The 18,413-nt window shown below is 43.8% G+C and carries 18 protein-coding genes; 12 read left to right on the top strand and 6 right to left on the bottom strand.

Features of this window, described 5'->3' with window-relative positions; all coding sequences use genetic code 11:
• Window positions 1-64: 64 nt before the first annotated feature.
• From AB4307_RS06065 to AB4307_RS06050, 4 genes are all read right to left on the bottom strand, one after another.
• A complete protein-coding gene (locus tag AB4307_RS06065) occupies window positions 65-1,423 on the bottom strand; it encodes an AmpG family muropeptide MFS transporter (protein ID WP_372131412.1) in 1,359 nt (452 codons plus the stop codon).
• Window positions 1,424-1,476: 53 nt separating this feature from the next.
• A complete protein-coding gene (locus tag AB4307_RS06060; RefSeq protein ID WP_017059906.1) occupies window positions 1,477-2,025 on the bottom strand; it encodes a peptidylprolyl isomerase in 549 nt (182 codons plus the stop codon).
• Window positions 2,025-2,594, bottom strand: a complete 570-nt coding sequence (locus tag AB4307_RS06055; RefSeq protein ID WP_017059907.1) for a YajG family lipoprotein — start codon at window positions 2,592-2,594, stop codon at window positions 2,025-2,027. Before AB4307_RS06055 ends, AB4307_RS06060 begins: the two co-directional genes overlap by 1 nt.
• Before the next feature lie 66 nt (window positions 2,595-2,660).
• The gene (locus AB4307_RS06050) at window positions 2,661-3,812 is read right to left on the bottom strand and encodes a methyltransferase (protein WP_372131411.1); all 1,152 of its coding nucleotides are present in this window, start codon (window positions 3,810-3,812) and stop codon (window positions 2,661-2,663) included.
• A 174-nt stretch (window positions 3,813-3,986) separates the two neighbouring features.
• Here AB4307_RS06050 and bolA point away from each other — a divergent pair, with 174 nt between their 5' ends.
• From bolA to nqrM, 9 genes are all read left to right on the top strand, one after another.
• Window positions 3,987-4,295: a transcriptional regulator BolA gene (gene bolA, locus AB4307_RS06045; RefSeq protein WP_017064186.1), complete on the top strand. Its 309-nt coding sequence runs from the start codon at window positions 3,987-3,989 to the stop codon at window positions 4,293-4,295.
• A 521-nt stretch (window positions 4,296-4,816) separates the two neighbouring features.
• On the top strand, window positions 4,817-6,157 hold the full coding sequence (locus tag AB4307_RS06040) for a Na(+)-translocating NADH-quinone reductase subunit A (protein ID WP_032545690.1): 1,341 nt from the start codon (window positions 4,817-4,819) through the stop codon (window positions 6,155-6,157).
• 5 nt (window positions 6,158-6,162) lie between these two features.
• Window positions 6,163-7,407 (top strand): NADH:ubiquinone reductase (Na(+)-transporting) subunit B, encoded by a 1,245-nt coding sequence (locus tag AB4307_RS06035; RefSeq protein ID WP_010439046.1) that lies wholly within the window; start codon window positions 6,163-6,165, stop codon window positions 7,405-7,407.
• Window positions 7,397-8,164 (top strand): Na(+)-translocating NADH-quinone reductase subunit C, encoded by a 768-nt coding sequence (locus AB4307_RS06030; protein ID WP_017059911.1) that lies wholly within the window; start codon window positions 7,397-7,399, stop codon window positions 8,162-8,164. Before AB4307_RS06035 ends, AB4307_RS06030 begins: the two co-directional genes overlap by 11 nt.
• Window positions 8,164-8,796, top strand: a complete 633-nt coding sequence (locus tag AB4307_RS06025) for an NADH:ubiquinone reductase (Na(+)-transporting) subunit D (RefSeq protein ID WP_008223083.1) — start codon at window positions 8,164-8,166, stop codon at window positions 8,794-8,796. The genes AB4307_RS06030 and AB4307_RS06025 overlap by 1 nt, the downstream gene beginning before the upstream one ends.
• Window positions 8,797-8,803: 7 nt before the next feature.
• Window positions 8,804-9,400, top strand: coding sequence for an NADH:ubiquinone reductase (Na(+)-transporting) subunit E (nqrE, locus tag AB4307_RS06020; RefSeq protein WP_009848375.1), 597 nt, complete (start codon window positions 8,804-8,806; stop codon window positions 9,398-9,400).
• Window positions 9,401-9,429: 29 nt separating this feature from the next.
• Window positions 9,430-10,656, top strand: a complete 1,227-nt coding sequence (gene nqrF / locus AB4307_RS06015) for an NADH:ubiquinone reductase (Na(+)-transporting) subunit F (protein WP_017059912.1) — start codon at window positions 9,430-9,432, stop codon at window positions 10,654-10,656.
• Between the two features lie 174 nt (window positions 10,657-10,830).
• The gene (locus AB4307_RS06010) at window positions 10,831-11,835 is read left to right on the top strand and encodes an FAD:protein FMN transferase (protein ID WP_017059913.1); all 1,005 of its coding nucleotides are present in this window, start codon (window positions 10,831-10,833) and stop codon (window positions 11,833-11,835) included.
• A gap of 16 nt (window positions 11,836-11,851) precedes the next feature.
• On the top strand, window positions 11,852-12,106 hold the full coding sequence (gene nqrM / locus AB4307_RS06005) for a (Na+)-NQR maturation NqrM (RefSeq protein ID WP_009848378.1): 255 nt from the start codon (window positions 11,852-11,854) through the stop codon (window positions 12,104-12,106).
• Between the two features lie 135 nt (window positions 12,107-12,241).
• Here the strand turns inward: nqrM and AB4307_RS06000 are convergent, their stop codons facing one another.
• Window positions 12,242-13,480 carry a GGDEF domain-containing response regulator gene (locus tag AB4307_RS06000; protein ID WP_102333772.1) on the bottom strand — a complete coding sequence of 413 codons (1,239 nt, stop codon included), beginning with the start codon at window positions 13,478-13,480 and terminating at the stop codon, window positions 12,242-12,244.
• 163 nt (window positions 13,481-13,643) lie between these two features.
• On the opposite strand from AB4307_RS06000, the gene dinB reads away from it, so the two are divergent.
• The gene (gene dinB / locus AB4307_RS05995) at window positions 13,644-14,720 is read left to right on the top strand and encodes a DNA polymerase IV (RefSeq protein WP_029235195.1); all 1,077 of its coding nucleotides are present in this window, start codon (window positions 13,644-13,646) and stop codon (window positions 14,718-14,720) included.
• A gap of 64 nt (window positions 14,721-14,784) precedes the next feature.
• Here the strand turns inward: dinB and AB4307_RS05990 are convergent, their stop codons facing one another.
• Window positions 14,785-16,719 (bottom strand): RecQ family ATP-dependent DNA helicase, encoded by a 1,935-nt coding sequence (locus AB4307_RS05990; RefSeq protein WP_017059916.1) that lies wholly within the window; start codon window positions 16,717-16,719, stop codon window positions 14,785-14,787.
• Between the two features lie 145 nt (window positions 16,720-16,864).
• On the opposite strand from AB4307_RS05990, the gene AB4307_RS05985 reads away from it, so the two are divergent.
• Both AB4307_RS05985 and AB4307_RS05980 read left to right on the top strand, forming a co-directional pair.
• Window positions 16,865-17,338, top strand: coding sequence for a GreA/GreB family elongation factor (locus AB4307_RS05985; RefSeq protein ID WP_017059917.1), 474 nt, complete (start codon window positions 16,865-16,867; stop codon window positions 17,336-17,338).
• Window positions 17,339-17,426: 88 nt separating this feature from the next.
• On the top strand, window positions 17,427-18,185 hold the full coding sequence (locus AB4307_RS05980; protein WP_372131409.1) for a YggN family protein: 759 nt from the start codon (window positions 17,427-17,429) through the stop codon (window positions 18,183-18,185).
• Window positions 18,186-18,413 lie beyond the last annotated feature (228 nt).

Raw genomic sequence — 18,413 nt, 5'->3', positions numbered from 1 at the left:
CTGAAGACAGAATGTAGAAGAGGGTAGATCAATGCTACCCTCTTCTTATTTGTTTTCTTTGACTCTATTCTTGGTTAGTTTTGGCTTTCTCTAATAAATCCGTGAAAAAGTGGCGTAACGAGTAGAGCATGATCAAACTTGGAATCACCATAAGTGCGGTCAGTATAAAGAAGGTTGACCAATCATTGAGGTAATCGACCAATTCACCACTAAATGAAGCCAGTGTTGTTCGACCGAAGTTACCCAAGGATGCGAGTAATGCATATTGGGTTGCAGAGAAGGCCTGCCCGGTTAATAGTGTTAAGAAAGAGACAAACGCTACGGTTGAAAACGCAGTTGTAAAGTTATCGACAATGATGGTTGCCAAGAACAAGGTTTCACTCGGGCCAGTGTGAGCGATCCACGCAAACATTAGATTACTGGCCGCCATTGCCACACCGCCGATCATCAGTCCGCGTACAATACCGAATTTCACATTGAAGACACTGCCTACCAAAGTGAAGAATATCGTCGCACCCCAACCAATTAACTTGGAGTAGTGGCCGATTTGTTCATTGCTAAAGCCGATCTCTTTATAGAAGGGAATCGACATTCTGCCTAAGAAGGCCTCACCTATCTTAAACAGGAATACGAACAGCAGTAGGGTGATGGCAACTTGAACTCCGTTTCGTTTGAAGAAGTCATAAAACGGTTCTAACACGGTAACACTGAACCAAGCCACGACTTTCGAACCGACAACCTTATTGTGGCGTTGCTGAGCCTGTTCTTGCAGGGCTTCGCGTTGTGTATTTGGCTCTCCGACAAAAAGAGTAAACAGCATTAGTACGATAACGACGCCTGCCATTCCGTAATACACGCCATTCCAACCGATTGAGTCTGCGTTAATAAAGGCAAGGTAGCCTGGTAGAGAATACCCCGTCCACCAACCAATTACGGCCATTGCAGAAGCTTGCGGCAGTTTTGATGCTTCGGATTTTGGGAAGGTATCAATACGAAATGCATCAATCGCGATGTCTTGCGTGGCTGAGGCAATGGCAATAGCGAGCGCCAACATTGAAGTAAACGCCAAGTTCTCTGCGGGATTGACGCCTGCGATGAATAAGGTACCGATTAAAACAATGGATTGGCAGAAAAAGATCCAACTGCGTCGCTGGCCGAGTATTGCGTGAAGCACCGGCAGTTTTACTCGGTCTACCAATGGTGCCCATAGAAAGTTAATCGCATACACGGCAAACACACTGCCAAAGTAGCCGATGGCAGCACGCGTTAAACCTGCATCTTTTAGCCAACCAGACATATTGGATCCAATAAGAACCCATGGGAAGCCACTCGAACAGCCGAGCATAAACACCCAAAGTAGGCGTTTATCTAGGTAGCTGCGGAAAGTCTGCATCCAAGAAAGAGAGGGAGTGCCTGATGACATAGGGCGTCCTTGTGTAGAAAAACGCCCTTAAGAAATAAGGGCGTTAGATTGGGTTACTTAAGAAGGGTCACTTTAGTGATGACGATTGGGTCAACTGGGATGTCTGACATGCGGCCCATTCGCTTGGTTGGAATCGTTGCCATCTTTTGAACAACATCAAAACCTTCAGTTACTTTGCCGAATACAGCGTAGCCTGGGTTGCTACCTTTTGCGTTCAAGAAGTCATTATCAGAGAAGTTAATGAAGAACTGACGAGTTGCAGAATCTGGCGCATTAGTACGAGCCATCGCGATTGTTGCTGTATCGTTCTTCAAGCCATTGCTGCCTTCATTCTTGATAGGAGCGTAAGTTGCTTGTTGATTCATCTCTTGATCGAAGCCGCCACCTTGAGCCATAAAGCCAGGAATAACACGGTGGAAGATAGTGCCTTCGTAGCTGCCGTCAGCAACGTATTTTAGGAAGTTCTCCGCACTAACCGGTGCTTGTTCTTGGTTAAGCTCAATAGTGAAGTCGCCTAATGTTGTTTCCACGTTTACTTTAGGACCAGCCCAAACGCTCACGCTCACTAGCATTAATGCGATAGAAGATAAAATACGACCCATTAGAAACGTTCCTTCATGTAAGTTTGTAGCTCTTGGTCGTTAGCGATCTCAGTAAGAACCAAGTTGATCACGTCATTAAGAACCATAGAGATGTCGTCGTTAGATGCACTCAATGCACCAGTGCGTGTTGCAGTGCCGTTGAATGTTTTAACTAGTTTGCCTTCAGGCGTTTCAGCGGTAACTTCAAGCGTTACTTTACCGTCCATTTTGTTTTCCATAATGGTGTGCTCTACGGTAACGAGTGCTTCTTGAATCTCTAAAACAATCGAGTTTTCACTGTTTACGCTCGCACGAAAACCTTGAGACTCTAACTGCTGTGCAACAGCATTTTCTAGAGAAATACGCATGTTTTGCTTAGCGTGAATTGGCTGAATGTTTGAACGGCCACTATCAACCAATGCAACATATTGAGCGGCACGAACATCTTTACTGGTTAGTGTGTATGTTTTGCCTTGTACAAGGTTGCTTGAGCTTAGTGAAGCTTCTGGCATTACATTGATCTGTTCTTGCTGAGGGGCTGAACATGCTGTCAAAGCCATAATAGAAGCAGCCAAAATCAGTTTTTTCATTCCTTTATCCTTTCTAAATTCACACTAGAAGCTCGGTATCTTAAATTCTTGTGAAGTCGTTTCTGCTTATTTATTAAAATTCGCAGGTTCTCTTGTTGCTTGTAATATCTCAAATTTTTGGTTTAGTTCAAGCGTTTCAACGTTAGCTTCACCAAATAGTCTTGCTAGTTTGACATCGTATCCGAGGTGTCGGTTGCCAATAACAATTAATTTGCCTCCATTGCTTAGAACATGCTTTGCATCACAGAACATTTGCCACGCAATGTGATCCGTAATCGCTTGTTGCTGATGGAATGGAGGATTACACATCACTAAGTAGGTGCTGTTTTTCTTGAAGCCATCTAAACAGTTGTTGGCGATGAACTGGAAGTTGCCTTCTTCACCAAGGTTATCTTTGACGTTTTGGCGCGCCGATTCCACCGCCATAAAGCTTTCATCCACACAGGTGATACGGGCTTGTGGGTTCAATTGCCCTGCTTTTACACTCAATACACCGTTGCCACAACCAAGATCGATGATATGACGTAGCTCAGGATCTTGAGGGATGTGCTCTAGCATATAGCGAGCGCCTTGATCGAGTGCTTCCCCTGAGTAAACATTTGGTAAATTTTTCAGGCGGATATCTTCACCGTCTACATCCCATTCAACAAAAGGCTCTACCGTTTGAATTGGCTGGCAGTTTGGAGATGAGAAGACTAAGCGGTGTTTTTTCTTCGCTAGTGATGTTTTGGTTTCGCCTAGGTATTTTTCGAACAGGTTAAGCGTAGAGGTGTGAATCTCTTTTACCTTGTTGACGCCGATCACTTGGCAGCCTTCAGGCAATGCTTGGCGTAGCTGGCTCAATTGCCAGATTAGGTGACGATTTGTTTTTGGCAGCTGCATGATCACAAGATCGATACCGTGTGGGATATCATCCATCGTGTTCAAGAAGTTCACTCGGTTACTTTGATTGCGCTGCAAGTTTTTCAAGGCACCACGGTGAGAGATAAATGAGTCGCTCATCATAGTGACATCATGATCTTTCGAGAACCAAGTCGATAGGGCACCGAAGCTGTCGTTCATGATCAGGATGTGTTTACCAGGTTCAAGGTTCACCTCTTCAACATGGCTAATAATGTATTCGTCGCCCGCATCCCAAGCTTGAAGGGTTTCATTTGAACGTTTCGGGAAACGATGTAAGGTCAAAGTTCTGTCGTGAAGGGTAAGTTCGGTTTTCATTGCTTGAGATACTTATGTAAGAAATAACAAAGATATTGTCTCAAATGCAGGCTGAACAAGATAGAAAAAACTCAACCAAACCTATGCCATTCGCTATGAAATACTCAGACACTCGACCTGTTAGGGTTTATACTCAGCCCACGGATAATGCCAATACGTTATTAAGGAATCACAATGATCCAAGAAGTTATCGAAACAAAATTGCACAATGAGTTTTCACCAAGTCATTTAAACGTGGTCAATGAGAGCTATATGCACAATGTTCCGGCCGGTTCTGAGAGTCATTTTAAAGTGATTGTTGTCAGTGATGTGTTTGAAGGTTTGCGTCTTATTGCTCGTCATCGAGCGGTAAATAAAGCTCTTTCAGAAGAGCTAGCGAATAATATTCACGCACTGTCCATTCACACTTATACAAAAGATGAATGGATGAAGCAGCTCGATAACGTGCCAGACAGCCCTATGTGTATGGGTGGTGGCAAGTAACACAGCGAGCATATTGACAAAAGGTGGTGATGCCGCCTTTTTTGTCGCCAAACCTATGTGTTTTTCGTTGTTATATCACTCAAACTGATGGCAATTTGAACGACTAAAAATACCTACAATGAGTAATGTTTTTATTAACAGTGTTTCAACATAACTCGTAAAATATTAGTTTGTGACAGAGTATTAATCTCTTGTTTAAAACACGATTCAAAAGCCAATCTATCTGTGCGGCTCGTCAAATTTATACATATTTGAGAGTCCATATGCTTCAAATCTCACCAAATAAACGCGGTATTCAAGTTATTGGTCATGGCATCAAGTTGTCAAAAAATGCTAGAATACGGCACCTGATAAATCTCACATAATATTTGTGATGAGTTTATTAATGTAATGTTGCGATTTTGGTATCTCAAATTTACCAAAACCGGACACTGTAATGTCGTGTCTAAGGGCGATTTTAAAACGTCCTGAATTTACGCAATTAAAAGAATCTTTTTCCCGATAAAGTAGTGCAAGTGCGTATGATTACAATAAAGAAGGGTTTGGATCTTCCTATCGCAGGAACTCCATCCCAGGTGATTAATGATGGTAAGTCCATCACTAAAGTCGCCTTGCTTGGCGAAGAGTACGTTGGTATGCGTCCTACGATGCATGCTCGCGTTGGTGATGAAGTGAAGAAAGGCCAAGTTCTTTTTGCAGATAAAAAGAACCCAGGTGTTGTATTTACTTCTCCAGCAAGCGGTAAAGTTATTGAAGTGAACCGTGGTGCTAAGCGTGTTCTTCAATCAGTAGTGATTGAAGTAGCAGGCAATGAGCAAATCACGTTCAATAGCTATGAAGCTAACCAACTAGCAAGTCTTGACCGTGAAACGGTTAAAGCTCAGTTAGTTGAGTCTGGCGCATGGACCGCTTTGCGAACTCGTCCGTTCAGCAAGGTTCCAGCAGTTGATTCTGAAACTCAGGCTATTTTCGTTACTGCTATGGATACTAATCCGCTAGCAGCTGAGCCAGAATTAATCATTAACGAGCAGTCTGATGCTTTCGTTGCTGGTTTAGATCTTCTTTCAACTCTGACTAACGGTAAAGTGTACGTTTGTAAAAAAGGTACTAGCTTACCTCGTTCAGCTCAGTCTAACGTTGAAGAACATGTTTTTGATGGCCCACACCCTGCAGGTCTTGCAGGCACGCATATGCATTACCTATACCCGGTAAATGCACAAAATGTAGCGTGGAGCATTAACTACCAAGACGTTATCGCATTCGGTAAGTTGTTCCTTACTGGTGAGATTTACTCTGAGCGTGTTGTTTCTCTGGCTGGTCCAGTAGTTAATAACCCACGCCTAGTTCGTACTCAAATTGGTGCTAGCCTTGAAGAGTTGACGGACAGCGAGTTGATGCCAGGTGAAGTTCGCCTGATCTCAGGTTCAGTATTATCTGGTGTTCACGCTTCAGGTCCACATGCTTACCTTGGCCGTTACCATCAACAGGTCTCGGTTCTTCGTGAAGGTCGTGATAAAGAGCTATTTGGCTGGGCTATGCCTGGTAAGAACAAGTTCTCTGTTACTCGTTCATTCCTTGGTCACGTGTTTAAAGGTCAGTTGTTCAACATGACAACGACAACAAACGGTAGTGATCGCTCTATGGTTCCAATTGGTAACTACGAGAAAGTAATGCCATTAGATATGGAGCCTACTTTGCTGCTTCGCGATCTATGTGCTGGCGACGTTGATAGTGCACAAGCACTTGGTGCGCTAGAGCTAGATGAAGAAGATTTAGCACTGTGTACCTTTGTATGTCCTGGTAAGTACGAGTACGGTCAGTTACTTCGTGAATGCCTAGATACAATTGTGAAGGAAGGGTAATTTTCATGGGCCTTAAAAAGTTTATTGAAGACATCGAGCATCATTTTGAACCAGGTGGTAAACACGAAACGTGGTTTGCGCTTTACGAAGCTGCAGCAACACTTTTCTACACACCAGGTACAGTTACAAAGAAAAGCTCGCATGTCCGTGATAGCGTTGACTTAAAACGTATCATGATCATGGTTTGGCTTGCGGTATTCCCAGCAATGTTCTGGGGTATGTACAACGCAGGTGGTCAAGCTATTGCAGCACTAAACCACATGTATTCAGGTGCAGAACTAGTTTCTATCATTGATGGTAACTGGCACTACTGGCTAACCGAAATGCTTGGAGCCTCCTTAGGAGCCGATGCAGGTTGGGGCAGTAAGATGCTCTTGGGTGCGACTTACTTCTTACCTATCTACGCGACGGTCTTTATCGTTGGTGGTTTCTGGGAAGTACTGTTCTGTATGGTGCGTAAGCACGAAGTTAACGAAGGTTTCTTTGTTACTTCTATCTTGTTCGCGCTTATTGTTCCGCCAACACTTCCTCTATGGCAAGCTGCACTAGGTATTACCTTCGGTGTTGTTGTTGCTAAAGAGATTTTTGGTGGTACGGGTCGTAACTTCCTAAACCCTGCACTTGCTGGCCGTGCGTTCCTATTCTTTGCATACCCTGCTCAGATTTCTGGTGACGTAGTTTGGACTGCAGCTGATGGTTTCTCTGGTGCAACAGCGCTTAGCCAATGGGCTCAAGGCGGTGGTAGCGCGCTAATGAACACGGTATCTGGTGAGACGATCACTTGGATGGACGCATTCATTGGTAACATTCCAGGTTCTATCGGTGAAGTATCAACGCTTGCACTTATGATCGGTGCTGCAATGATCGTATACATGGGCATTGCTTCATGGCGCATCATTGCTGGTGTTATGATCGGTATGATTGCTGTATCAACATTGTTTAATGTGATCGGTTCTGACACTAACGCAATGTTCAGCATGCCTTGGCACTGGCACCTAGTTCTAGGTGGCTTCGCATTTGGTATGTTCTTCATGGCAACAGACCCTGTATCAGCGTCATTTACCAATGGTGGTAAGTGGTGGTACGGCATCCTAATCGGCGCAATGTGTGTAATGATTCGTGTAGTTAACCCTGCATACCCAGAAGGCATGATGCTTGCGATTCTATTCGCAAACCTATTTGCTCCTCTGTTTGACCACGTTGTAATCGAGAAGAACATTAAGCGGAGACTAGCGCGCTATGGCAAGTAATAACGATAGCATTAAAAAGACGCTGTTTGTTGTTATCGCATTGAGCCTAGTGTGCTCAATCATCGTTTCAACAGCTGCAGTTGTTCTTAAACCTAAGCAACAAGCTAACGCGGTTCTAGATCAGCAAACTAAGATCCTTGAAGTTGCGGGCATTGAACTTGCGGGTAATATCCCTGAACTGTACGCAGAGAACATTGAACCTCGTCTAGTTGATTTCGCTACTGGCGATTTCGTTGACGGCGATGCTGCTGCATACGACCAACGTAAAGCGGCAAAAGATCCAGCTCAGTCAATCAAGCTTTCAGCTGAAGATGACATCGCTAAGATCCTTCGTCGTGCTAACACGGGTACTGTATACCTTGTGAAAGATGGCGCTGAAACTTCTAAAGTTATCATCCCTGTTCACGGTAACGGTCTATGGTCAATGATGTACGCATTCGTTGCGGTAGAAACTGATGGCAACACAGTTTCTGGTATCACTTACTACGAGCAAGGTGAAACTCCTGGACTTGGTGGTGAAGTTGAGAACCCATCTTGGCGCGCTCAATTCGTTGGTAAGAAATTATTCGACGAAAACCACAAACCTGCTATTCAGGTTGTTAAAGGTGGCGCTCCTCAAGGTTCTGAGCACGGTGTAGATGGCCTTTCTGGTGCAACACTGACTAGCGTTGGTGTTCAACATACATTTGACTTCTGGTTAGGTGATATGGGCTTTGGTCCGTTCCTAGCAAAAGTTCGTGACGGAGGTCTGAACTAATGTCTAGTGCAAAAGAAATTAAAAAGAGCATCTTAGCGCCGGTGTTGGACAACAACCCAATCGCGCTACAGGTTCTTGGTGTGTGTTCTGCTCTTGCGGTAACCACTAAGCTAGAAACAGCATTTGTTATGACTATCGCGGTAATGTTCGTTACTGCTCTGTCTAACTTCTTCGTTTCTTTGATCCGTAACCACATTCCTAACAGTGTGCGTATCATCGTTCAGATGGCAATTATCGCATCACTAGTAATCGTGGTAGACCAAGTGCTTAAAGCATACCTATACGATATCTCTAAGCAGCTATCTGTATTCGTAGGCCTAATCATTACTAACTGTATTGTAATGGGTCGTGCTGAAGCATTCGCAATGAAGTCTGCGCCAATCCCATCTCTAATCGATGGTCTTGGTAACGGTCTTGGTTACGGTTTCGTTCTTATCACTGTTGGTTTCTTCCGTGAGCTTCTAGGCTCTGGCAAACTATTTGGTATGGAAGTACTACCTCTAGTGAGCAACGGTGGTTGGTATCAGCCAAACGGCTTGATGCTTCTAGCACCTTCTGCATTCTTCCTAATTGGTTTCTTGATTTGGGCAATTCGTGTGTTCAAACCAGAACAAGTAGAAGCGAAGGGGTAAGGTAGTCATGGAACATTATATTAGTCTGCTAGTTAAATCGATTTTCATCGAAAACATGGCGCTTTCTTTCTTCCTAGGTATGTGTACATTCCTAGCGGTATCTAAGAAAGTTAAAACTTCTTTTGGTCTTGGTGTTGCGGTAGTTGTAGTACTTACAATCGCTGTTCCTGTAAACAACCTTGTTTACACACACATCCTGAAAGAAAACGCGCTTGTTGAAGGTGTCGATTTAAGTTTCCTTAACTTCATCGCATTCATCGGTGTTATCGCGGCACTTGTACAAATCCTAGAGATGGTTCTAGACCGTTTCTTCCCACCTTTGTACAACGCACTAGGTATCTTCCTTCCACTGATCACAGTTAACTGTGCAATCTTTGGTGGTGTATCTTTCATGGTAACTCGTGACTACAACTTTGCTGAATCTGTTGTTTACGGCTTTGGTTCTGGTGTGGGTTGGATGTTAGCTATCGTTGCTCTTGCGGGTATCCGTGAGAAGATGAAGTACTCTGACGTACCTCCAGGTCTTCGTGGCCTTGGTATCACGTTCATTACTGTTGGTCTGATGGCGTTAGGCTTTATGTCTTTCTCTGGTGTTCAACTGTAGGGTAAGCACCCAGTAATAAGGAATAACAAATGTTTAGTATTATTCTTGGCGTAGCGATGTTTACCATTATTGTACTGGCTCTAGTACTAGTGATTCTTTTCGCTAAGTCTAAGTTAGTACCATCAGGTGACATCACTATTTCAGTAAACGGCGACCCTGAAAAGGCGATCGTTACTCAACCTGGTAGCAAGCTACTTGGTGCCCTGGCTGGCGCTGGTATCTTCGTATCTTCTGCTTGTGGTGGCGGTGGCTCTTGTGGTCAGTGTCGTGTAAAAGTTAAGTCTGGTGGTGGCGACATCTTACCTACTGAACTTGATCACATCACAAAAGGTGAAGCTCGCGAAGGCGAACGTCTTGCATGTCAAGTTGCTATGAAAACTGACATGGAGATTGAACTAGACGAAGATATCTTTGGTGTTAAAAAGTGGGAATGTACTGTTATCTCGAATAACAACGAAGCTACTTTCATCAAAGAACTTGCGCTAGCAATCCCTGAAGGTGAAGAAGTACCGTTCCGCGCGGGTGGTTACATTCAGATTGAAGCTGAACCACATCACGTGAAATACGCAGATTACGATATTCCTGAGGAATACCGTGGTGACTGGGATAAGTTCAACCTATTCCGTTACGAGTCTATCGTTAAAGAACATTCAATCCGTGCTTACTCAATGGCTTCATACCCAGAAGAGAAAGGCATCATCAAGTTGAACGTTCGTATCGCGACTCCGCCGCCAAACAACCCTGATGTTGCTCCTGGTGTGATGTCTTCATACATCTGGTCTCTTAAAGAAGGCGACAAGTGTACTATTTCTGGTCCATTTGGTGAGTTCTTTGCTAAAGACACAGACAATGAAATGGTATTCATCGGTGGTGGTGCAGGTATGGCGCCTATGCGTTCTCATATCTTCGACCAACTTAAGCGTCTTAAGTCTACTCGTAAGATGTCTTACTGGTATGGCGCACGTTCTAAGCGTGAGATGTTCTACATTGAAGATTTCGATGGCCTAGCGGCTGCAAACGAAAACTTCGTGTGGCACTGTGCACTGTCTGATCCTCAACCAGAGGACAACTGGGACGGTTACACTGGTTTCATCCACAATGTACTGTACGAAAACTACCTGAAGGATCACGAAGCTCCTGAAGATTGTGAGTACTACATGTGTGGTCCACCGATGATGAACGCTGCTGTTATCGGCATGCTGAAAGATCTTGGTGTAGAAGATGAAAACATCCTACTAGATGACTTCGGTGGTTAATCCACTTAAGTGATTGATATTATGGCTGACTCCTACGAGTCAGCCATTTGTTTTTCTAAGACAGCTTTTGACAACATACTGGCTTATATAAGAAAGAGTAAGGCATTCAAAATACCTATTTTTTACTCTTATTTTTCCTTATATAAATCCTCAACATTAGACAGGAGTAAGCAAGTGAGAATTTGGCTTGTTGCATTAACTTCTTTGATTTTTCTTGCGGGCTGTGAGCAGTCAAGAGAGCAAGTGCATTTGAGTGGCCCAACGATGGGCACGAGTTACAATATTAAATACATCAATGGTGATGAATTTCCTGAGTCTAATGAAGTTCATACAGAGATCGATCGTCTACTTGAAGAAGTAAACGACCAGATGTCGACTTACCGTGAAGATTCCGAATTAAGCCGTTTCAACCAGCATAAAGGTGCGGATGCGTTCGAAGTATCTGAGCAAACAGCGACGGTTGTGAAAGAAGCGATTCGTTTGAACGGTCTTACTGAAGGAGCTCTGGATGTAACGGTTGGTCCGTTAGTTAACTTATGGGGTTTTGGTCCTGAAGCTCGTCCTGAAGTTGTGCCATCAGATGAAGAGCTGGCGGCTCGCAAGGCTAAGATTGGTATCCATCATCTTAGTGTTGAAGGCAACATGTTGAAGAAAGACCTACCTAACCTGTATGTCGATCTATCCACGATTGCAAAAGGTTGGGGTGTTGACGTCGTCGCTGACTACCTTGATTCTATCGGTATTCACAACTACATGGTTGAAGTCGGTGGCGAAATTCGTCTGAAAGGTTTAAACCGTGAGAACGTGGGCTGGCGTATCGCGATTGAGAAACCAAGCGTTGATGAGCGTAATATCCAAGAGATCATCGAGCCGGGTGATATGGCTATCGCAACCTCTGGTGATTACCGTAACTATTTTGAACGTGATGGTGTTCGTTACTCACACATCATCAACCCTGAAACAGGAAAGCCTCTTCACCATAAAGTGGTTTCTGTGACTGTTTTAAACCCGTCTTCAATGACTGCAGACGGCTTATCTACGGGCCTTATGGTCTTAGGTGAGGAAAAAGGAATGGAAGTCGCAAACCAACATAACATCCCAGTGTTCATGGTGGTAAAAACAGCAGATGGCTTTAAAGAAATTGCTTCTGAAGCATTTAAGCCATACTTAGGTAAATAAGGTAAGCGAGATAATTATGAATACATTTCTGATTACATTTGGTGTTTTTCTTGCAGTAATCGCAGCGATGTCAATTGGCTACATTATCCAAAAGAAAGTTGTGAAAGGTAGCTGTGGCGGTTTGGGTGCTGTTGGTATTGATAAAGTATGTAACTGCCCTGAACCTTGTGACGCGCGTAAGAAGCGTGAAGCACGTGAAGCTTACCGTGAAGAGAAGCTGGCTGAGCGTCAACAAAAAGAAGCGGCTTGGAGTAAAGACCGTATCGCTTAATTGGTGACAGTCATAGGGGATAGAGTTATCTATGCCCTCAAATTGAAAAGCTCAAGATTATCGTCTTGAGCTTTTTTAGTTTTGAGGTCTAGCAATTAATCTTGGTATACCAAAAATGGAAACAGAGGCGAATGACTATTGTTCGATTTGCATGCTGTTACGCGCAAACACTAGTTGGTTTCTACCTTGCTCTTTTGCCGTATAAAGAAGCTCATCAGCGGCTTTGATCTGCTCATCTAGCTTCGCGTCTAAATCGGTTACGCCGATACTGATACTGACCTTGATTCTTTGAGAGTCATGCTCAACAACATGGCTTTCAATGGCTTCTCTCATGGACTCTAAGTTGTCAACAAAGCTCTCAAACGAACCACACGACTGAATACAAAATTCTTCGCCACCGAAGCGTACAGCAACATCATCTTTAAAATGGTCTTTGATGATCTTGCCGACTTCCACGAGGACTGCATCACCACCATCGTGACCGTAGGTGTCGTTCACTTTCTTGAAGAAGTCGATATCCATCATGGCTATACTGCGCTGCTCACAACCTTTACATGTTTGATTGAACAGGTAACGACGGTTCCATAAGCCAGTAAGAGCATCCTCGTTGGCATGTCGAAATAGCTCGTTGGCCGCTTCTTTCATATCAAGCAGTTGATGGATACGGCAAAAAAATTCTTCTTGGTTAAAAGGCTTGTAAAGGAAGTCGTTAGCCCCCGCTTTAAGGAATCGAGCTGTCATGGTGCGATCATCGCTGCCTGATAACCCTAGAATAGCCAACTGGTTTCTGTCGTGATCGCGTCGTATCTCACGGATCATCGCTATACCGTCTTTCTTCGGCATATCATGGTCTGTAACAACGAACGTAATATCGGGATCGTTATGAAGGAGCTTTAATGCTTGTTCGCCATCTTCGGCTTGGATAGTTTGGATATATTGGTGTTCTAGAAGTTGAGCTATGTAACGGCGAACGACCGCTGAATCATCGACAACCAATGCTTTGTGATGGCGATTATTCGAAATTCTTTGAACCAGGGGAAGTAGGTAGCTTACTGATGACATACTGTCTTTAAGTATGTAATCGATAACGCCTTTGGCTAGGACTTGCTCTCGCAGTTGATTGTCGAACATCCCGGTCAGGACAATGATTTTCTGTTGATAGCCTAAGACGAGATCAATGATCTCGCCGTCTTGGCCGTCAGGTAAACAGTAGTCGAGGACTGCACACAAGAAATCCGTTTCTTGCTCTAAGATCGCTTTGGCTTCTTCTACAGATTCCGCCAACGCAACTTCATAGCCATCGTTCTTAAATTGTTGGTAAAGATAGTTTCTGAATGCGCGACTATCCTCTACCACTAGTATTTTTTCACTCAAAAGCTATCCCTACTTATAGACTAAATACTCGTTAACAATAGTATCAGAAGAGCTCATGGCTATTGAAGAGAAACCTCTTTAGCTGGACTCCAGATCATTTTAAATCTGAGAATAATTGATTATACTGTTCATAGATACAGTTGTAAGGTTGAGTTATTTCCAAATGTGCAGCTCGGACCAAGAGAAAGTCAGAAAAATAATCCATGTCGATATGGATTGTTTTTACGCGGCTGTAGAAATGCGTGATAACCCTGCTTACCGAAATCGCCCGTTAGCTGTTGGTGGGCATGAAAAGCAACGCGGCGTTTTGAGCACCTGTAATTATGAAGCCCGCAAGTTTGGTGTTCGCTCTGCAATGCCTACCGGAAAGGCCCTACAGCTTTGTCCTAATCTATTGGTTGTGCCGGGAAGAATGTCGGTCTATGTCGAGATATCTAAAAAGATCCGTGAAATCTTCTCTCGATACACATCAATCATTGAACCACTTTCCTTGGATGAAGCTTTCCTTGATGTCACCGATTCTAAGCGGTGTCACGGTTCAGCAACACTTATTGCCGAGTCTATTCGCCGTGATATTTGGAACGAACTGAACCTGACAGCTTCTGCAGGAATTGCACCGATTAAATTCTTGGCGAAAGTGGCCTCAGATCTGAATAAGCCCAATGGTCAGTTTGTTATCCCTCCACAAGACGTGCAATCAGTGATCGATGAGCTACCACTTGAAAAGATTCCCGGTGTCGGCAAAGTGAGCATAGAAAAGCTGCACCAAGCGGGTTTCTTTACTTGTAAGGATATCAAAGAGTCTGACTATCGAGACCTGCTACTCAAGTTTGGCCGTCAAGGTGCATCACTCTGGAAGCGCAGTCATGGCATTGATGATCGAGAAGTTATCATCGAGCGCGAGCGAAAATCGGTAGGTGTAGAGCGCACCTTTACCCAAAACATTTCAAGCTACGCAGAATGTTGGCAGGTAATCGAAGATAAGCTATTTCCTGAACTCGAGACTCGCTTAGAAAAGGCTAGCCCAAGCAAAGCGATCATCAAGCAGGGCATTAAGCTCAAGTTCGCCGACTTTCAACAAACCACGATTGAACACATCCATGCCTCTCTCGATCGTGAACACTTCAAAGAGCTGCTTAGTGAAATACTGAAAAGACAACAGGGGCGAGAAATACGCCTGCTTGGTTTAAGCGTAATGCTGCAACCTAAAGACCAAATGCGTCAGTTGAGCTTCTTTTAAAGATAATGAGTGAGATGAATACCGACTACGCTTCATAGCCTAGTCGGTTTTTTATAAGTAAGAATTACCTAGGAAGTTGTTTTACTCGCGCTAAGGTATCACTGAACGGTTGCTGCTCTAGCTTGCCGTAACCGACCATTTTACTGGCTTTGAGTTTGGTTGAAAGCGGGGTGGCGATTCCACATAAGAAGCGAGTAATTGCCTCGTCGGTAATCAGTTGTTGGCTAGCCGAAATAAACTCATGTATCCATGTCATCACCGTCTCATCATCGATAGGTTCAACATCAACGGTTGGTAAGATTGCCACTTCTCCTCGACATACAGAGCAGTGACCGCAGTTTGTTGGTGCTTTATCATCGGCAAAATAACTCGCAAGGCGTGAGCTTAGGCAAGTATCCGCCTCAAAGAAATTCAGCATTTGGTTAAGGCGGTTTATCTCGCTGTTTTCTTTTGCTTTAAACAACTCAGTTAGACGCTCTGACAGTTGCATCATATCTTCAGAAGTATTGTGGATCGCGTAGACATCGGTGATCTGCTTGCTTTCTAGTTCAATCCAACCTTGTTCATTGAAGTAGTCGATAGCCGCAATCACACGCTGACGATCGGCTTGGAAGTGTGTCCAAAGCGCATCGAAGTCGACTTGGCACCACACTCTTGCTTGAGGAGAGCATTGGAAAATCGCTTCGACAAATTGACGACGTTCACTTTGAAATTGCTCTGTGATCTGCTGTTTCGGACGAATGAACTTAAATTTGTAGTCTGCGAAGTAGCTGTACTTGGGCTCAATCACACCTTCAATTTCGAGATACACCAGTAGTGTTTTTAGCGGTAACTGACGAATGTTGGATTCACGTGATAGTTGATTAAGCATGATCTCCCATTGATTCGAGCCAGAAGCGCCAATGTTTTGATTTTCGTAGATCTCTTTTAATACCGCTTGGATCGATATGTTGTCTGGCGTATCACCAAAAACGAAGTTCTCGAGTGTACTTAAACCGTGTTTGTTAGCCAGTAAAATACATTCAGACGCTTGCCCATCTCGACCAGCTCTGCCGATCTCTTGTGAGTAGTTTTCGATCGATTTTGGTAAGTCAAAGTGAATCACTCGGCGAATGTTGGACTTATCCACGCCCATACCAAACGCGATAGTTGCGACGATACAGCTCACGTCATCATTCATGAATTGGTGTTGAATAGCATCTCTATTTTCAGGCTTAAGACCCGCATGGTAAGCCACTGCATTAACGCCAGCATTGCGAAGCTGCTGAGCCACCATCTCTGCCGTTTGTTGAAGGGTGACATAAACAATAGTCGGAGCGAGAGAAGCTTGGTTAACCACATTGCACAAGGTTTCTAGCTTACTGGTTTGTTCACAAGGTTGAATCGACAGATCGAGATTTTGACGATAGAAACCCGTAACCACAACGCGCTCCTCATCAATTTCAAACTTTGACTTCATATCTTGGATAACCGCTGTAGTCGCAGTGGCTGTCAGTAGTAGAACCTGAGGAATATTGAGCTGTTTTTGGTATTGAGGAAGCTTCAGGTAGTCGGGTCTGAAGTTGTGTCCCCATTCTGAAATACAGTGCGCTTCATCGACCACAAGCAGTGAGATCGACACTTGGGAGATAAACTGACGAAAGCGTTCGTTCTTCAAGCGCTCGACGGAGATCATGAGGATCTTGGTGTCACCGTTACGCACTGACTGCATAACCTGTTGTGTGGTTTGTCGGTCTTGGCTTGATTCGATTGCCGCTGCGCTAATGCCTTTACTGTGCAGGAAAGCGAGTTGGTCTTTCATCAAGGCTAACAGTGGCGATATCACCAAGGTTAAGTGCGGTAACTCTAATGCTGGTAATTGATAGCACAGCGATTTACCTGAGCCTGTCGGGAATATCGCGGCAGTCGAGTGACCAGATAGAACGTTATCAATGACTTGCTTTTGCCCATTGCGCAGTGAGTCGAATCCGAATACTTGTTTTAGCTTCTGCTCAATCATTTATGTTCTACCTGAGTTATTAAGTGTCGTATTGATGCTAAAGCGGGCGCCTATTCATGATAGCGTCGCTTGATGAATCAAATGTCTTGCACCTGATTGTACCTAATTCTATTCTGTAGCTCCTATAGAAAAGCACCCCAATAGTATGAATAAGTCTGAGCTTCGCCAAATAATCATAGAGCAACTCGAATCCCGATTACGTATCGCACAATCTGCGACTCAGCGTGCGATTGATGCTGCGACCGATGAAGAGACTGTGCCTGAACATAAGTACGATACATTGGCATTAGAAGCTTCGTATCTCGCCCATGGTCAAGCGGTGAGGGTACAAGAGTGTGAAGACGATATTCAGTGTTATCGTAACTTAGTGTTGCGTGATAGTGAGAAGGTTACGGTGAGCAGTTACGTTGTGGTCATTGACGAGCATGATCAATATAAACATTTCTTTATGGGGCCGAGAGTCGGCGGACTTTCTGTCACGTGGAATGAGAATGAGATTGCCATTGTGACGGCAAATGCACCTTTTGGCCAGGCTCTAATGGGTAAAGAAGTTGGTGATGAGATTGAGTTTAAGGTCGCAGATAAACAGTTTTGCTACGAAGTTATCTCTATCGACTAACTAACTGACTAATAGATATAAAACGTTTCTCTGACAAAGGAGCATATACCAAGGGTATAGTAATCTGTCAGATTGATGAGAGGATGTTATGAAAAACAATGTATTAATTGCATCACTAACAGCGGTTATCGCTGTTGTGAGCTTGCCAACGTTTGCTGCTCAGTGTCGAGTTGATTTGAAGAATGAACTACGAATTGATGACCAAAAAGTCGAAATCCATCAAGTGAATGGTGATACGGCCGTTTTTGATGATAACAACGACCTCTATATTCATGGTGAGAAGGTTGAGCTTGATGCCGACCAACAAGCGGCGATTGAGAAATATCGCGAAAACATGAGTGAGTACTTACCTCGAGCGAAACAAATGGCCAACGATAGCTTAGCGTTAGCCAATGACGTGATTGATGATATCGCGGCTAGCCTGGATTCACCTGAGTCATTTGATAATGTAAAAGAATCAATGAAAACCTACTTTGCAGAACTGGAAGCGCGTTATTACAAAGATGGCGAATTAGTGTTGCCTGCAGAAAGCTTTGATTCGATGGCCAATGGCTGGTCTGAATATTTCGAGAAGGCGAAAGAAATCTTTAACCAAGAATTTATCTCTAGCGCTTTTAATGCGATGTCAGAAAAAATGAAACAAGACGGTGGCCTAAACCTGACTGAACTGGCTGACAGTATGGCTGAATTAAAGCTGAAAGTTGAAGAGCGAATGAAAGAACACTCTCAACAAGTACAGGAGGAAGCGAATGAGTTCTGTGATTCACTTGATGAGATGGCAGAACAAGAGCAAGAACTGCATGAAATCATTCCGAACTTAAAAGATTACCAAGTCTTCACAATTTAATTCGAGTCTAGTGATGAATAGTAAGAGCACCGGTCGGTGCTCTTTTTGTTTGTATAAATGGAACCACACGGCGAGTATTTATCTCAATTCAATCCATTTCCTTCTTAAGCCTACTGCTTCGCTTTGTTGCTTATAATTGAACGATAAGACTGGTTTTTTGTTAATTTTGTTGTTCTAAATAGCGCATTGATTGTAAAAATCAGAGAATTGTTCATTTATTGGTTGTGC

This window comes from Vibrio sp. 10N.261.52.C2 (assembly GCF_041471425.1).
Classification (GTDB): Bacteria; Pseudomonadota; Gammaproteobacteria; order Enterobacterales; family Vibrionaceae; genus Vibrio; species Vibrio crassostreae_C.
The sequence above is the reverse complement of the archived record's forward strand: the minus strand, read 5'-3'. Positions and strand labels throughout refer to the sequence as shown.

Coding starts and splice junctions, on each gene's coding strand:
- AB4307_RS06065 (WP_372131412.1), bottom strand. CDS start 1,423: ATGTCATCAGGCACTCCCTCTCTTTCTTGGATGCAGACTTTCCGCAGC.
- AB4307_RS06060 (WP_017059906.1), bottom strand. CDS start 2,025: ATGGGTCGTATTTTATCTTCTATCGCATTAATGCTAGTGAGCGTGAGC.
- AB4307_RS06055 (WP_017059907.1), bottom strand. CDS start 2,594: ATGAAAAAACTGATTTTGGCTGCTTCTATTATGGCTTTGACAGCATGT.
- AB4307_RS06050 (WP_372131411.1), bottom strand. CDS start 3,812: ATGAAAACCGAACTTACCCTTCACGACAGAACTTTGACCTTACATCGT.
- bolA (WP_017064186.1), top strand. CDS start 3,987: ATGATCCAAGAAGTTATCGAAACAAAATTGCACAATGAGTTTTCACCA.
- AB4307_RS06040 (WP_032545690.1), top strand. CDS start 4,817: ATGATTACAATAAAGAAGGGTTTGGATCTTCCTATCGCAGGAACTCCA.
- AB4307_RS06035 (WP_010439046.1), top strand. CDS start 6,163: ATGGGCCTTAAAAAGTTTATTGAAGACATCGAGCATCATTTTGAACCA.
- AB4307_RS06030 (WP_017059911.1), top strand. CDS start 7,397: ATGGCAAGTAATAACGATAGCATTAAAAAGACGCTGTTTGTTGTTATC.
- AB4307_RS06025 (WP_008223083.1), top strand. CDS start 8,164: ATGTCTAGTGCAAAAGAAATTAAAAAGAGCATCTTAGCGCCGGTGTTG.
- nqrE (WP_009848375.1), top strand. CDS start 8,804: ATGGAACATTATATTAGTCTGCTAGTTAAATCGATTTTCATCGAAAAC.
- nqrF (WP_017059912.1), top strand. CDS start 9,430: ATGTTTAGTATTATTCTTGGCGTAGCGATGTTTACCATTATTGTACTG.
- nqrM (WP_009848378.1), top strand. CDS start 11,852: ATGAATACATTTCTGATTACATTTGGTGTTTTTCTTGCAGTAATCGCA.
- dinB (WP_029235195.1), top strand. CDS start 13,644: ATGTGCAGCTCGGACCAAGAGAAAGTCAGAAAAATAATCCATGTCGAT.
- AB4307_RS05990 (WP_017059916.1), bottom strand. CDS start 16,719: ATGATTGAGCAGAAGCTAAAACAAGTATTCGGATTCGACTCACTGCGC.
- AB4307_RS05985 (WP_017059917.1), top strand. CDS start 16,865: ATGAATAAGTCTGAGCTTCGCCAAATAATCATAGAGCAACTCGAATCC.
- AB4307_RS05980 (WP_372131409.1), top strand. CDS start 17,427: ATGAAAAACAATGTATTAATTGCATCACTAACAGCGGTTATCGCTGTT.